Below are 2,415 nucleotides of genomic sequence, written 5' to 3'. Positions count from 1 at the left end.
GTTATTAGCCCCAGGTGGCGATGTAGAGGCGATTAAAGCAGCTATCGTAGCGGGTGCTAATGCGGTTTATTGCGGTTTAGACACCTTCAACGCTCGTAACAGAGCCTCTAACCTATCGTTAGATGAGTTGAATGGTGTGATTCGCCTTGCTCATGAATACGGTTGTGAAGTGTTTTTGACTCTTAACGTTGTGCTGCTGGAGCATGAAATTAAGAGCATCACTAAACTGTTGAACCAGCTTGTGAACACTAAGCTTGATGGCATCATCGTCCAAGATCTTGGTTTGTTCGATTTGGTGAAAAAGCATTTTCCATCGTTAGATGTTCACGCATCGACTCAGTTAACGACACACAACGAAGGCCAGATTAAGTTCTTGTCTAAAATTGGCGCAACACGCGTTAACTTGTCTCGTGAATTGAACCTGCCAGAAATCAAAATGCTGACGGAAGTGGCACACGACCACGATGTTCTAACCGAAGTGTTTGTACATGGCGCTTTGTGTATCGCATTCTCTGGCCAATGTTACTCGAGCTCAGTAAGTGTGGGTAACTCAGGTAACCGTGGCCGTTGTAGCCAAGCATGTCGTGATGAATACGAAATCACTGATGCCGGAAACAAGTTTCCACTGAACCTGAAAGATAATTCAGCGTACTACGACCTACCTGAATTGGTTGACGCGAAAGTCGACTCATTGAAAGTTGAAGGCCGTATCAAAGGCGCACACTACGTATACACAGTGGTTGATACGTGGCGCAAACAAATTGATAGCTTTGTAGAAAGTGGTTTGTTGATCGAAGACGATTCAAACCTGCACAAAGTATTCAACCGTGATTTCACTAACTCTTTCCTTAAGGGCAACCTAACGAAAGACATGTTCATTGATAATCCTCGTGACAACAGCATGAACTACGCCGTTGATAAAGCGACGAAAGAGAACAATGAAATCTCAGTGGTACAAATTCAAGAAGTGACCAGCGATCTTTATGAAGCGAAAAATGCCCTAGGCAGTGAAATGCGCGACAAGATCGAGTTCCTTGATATTCGTAAAACCCCCGTGTCATTGTCGTTTAACGCTAAGGTGGGTCAGCCATTTACAGTGACAGTGAACACACCAAAAGAAAACTTTACGGTTCAATCTCAATCATTATTGGCAACAGCTAAAGAGACTGCGATTACTCAGGCGTTACTTGAGAAGCGTTTCAAATCAGTGAAGAGTGCGGTTCATACGCTAGAAAACTGTAACTACGACAACTTAGATGAAGGTCTGATTCTTCCTTTGAAAGAAGTGTCGGTCTTAAAAGACGAAATCGATTTCATCTTAAACGGTTCTGTGAAAGTGATTAAGCACGTTGAAGTGCCAGCACTGCCTCAGCAACCAAAGGTTAACGAGAAGCCAACCATGTCGATGCTTATCGCTGATGTGGAAGACTTGCACCTGTGTGACGTAACCGACGCGGATGTTTACTTCAAACTGCCTGAAAGCTTCAAGAAGCGTTGTAACAAGTACATCGACATCTTGGCAGCAAACCCACGTTTGATTCCTTGGTTCCCAGCAGTATTGATCGGTAAAGATTACGACGAAGCGGTTCGTATTCTTGAAGAGATCAAGCCAGCTCGCATCGTGACCAACAACACGGGTATTGCTTACAAAGCTTACGAGATGGGTATCGAGTGGGTTGCAGGCCCGTTCATGAACACCACAAACTCTCACGCACTGGTTACGCTGAAAGAAGAGCTGAACTGTGCTGGTGCTTTCATTTCGAACGAGATCAACAAAGGTCAGATTCGTCATATTCGCCGCCCAGAGAACTTCAAACTGTTCTACAGCATCTACCACCCAATCTTGATGATGACCAGCCGCCAGTGTTTCTTCCAAAGAACCGTGGGTTGTAACAAGCCAAGCATCGAAGCAGGTTGCATGTTGAAGTGTGAGAAAGCGACCACGATTACCAACGTGAAAGGCATCTCTTTCGCGGTTGATAAACAGAAGGGTGGCTACCCAAGCATTTACAACCACGAGCAGTTCTTAAACCATGACGCTGTAACGGATTTCTCAGGTCTGTTCGACGAGTTCTTCATTGACCTGACCAACATCGGCGCGGGTTCGAAAGAAGTACAAGACAAAGTAGAGCTGATTAAACATTTCCAAGGTTTGATTAATGGTGTTGATGGTTCACAACAGAACCTAGAGCAGATGGTCGAAGTTCGAACTAATGCTCAATACGTGCAAGGTCTATAGGGTTCAAGGTTTATAGGGTTCAAGGTTTGTAGGTCTATAGATTTATAGGCCGCACGGCTTATAGCTTCTAAAGCAAAGAGCGTTCTGCATTCAAGGTCTATAAGTCTTAACCGTTTATAACCGTTTATAACCGTTTATAAACACTCTGAACCAATAAACAAAGGGCCACTCAATCG

General features: G+C 44.4%; 1 protein-coding gene. It reads left to right on the top strand.

The features are described 5' to 3' along the window. Positions 1–2,239 (top strand): peptidase U32 family protein (locus AB4653_RS23955; protein ID WP_372105493.1); only part of this gene is annotated, 2,239 nt, incomplete at its 5' end. Positions 2,240–2,415 lie beyond the last annotated feature (176 nt).

Source organism: Vibrio sp. 10N.222.48.A3, assembly GCF_041475345.1.
GTDB lineage: Bacteria > Pseudomonadota > Gammaproteobacteria > Enterobacterales > Vibrionaceae > Vibrio > Vibrio tasmaniensis_A.
Note: the sequence above shows the minus strand (reverse complement) of the source record. Positions and strands in the feature narration are given on the sequence as shown.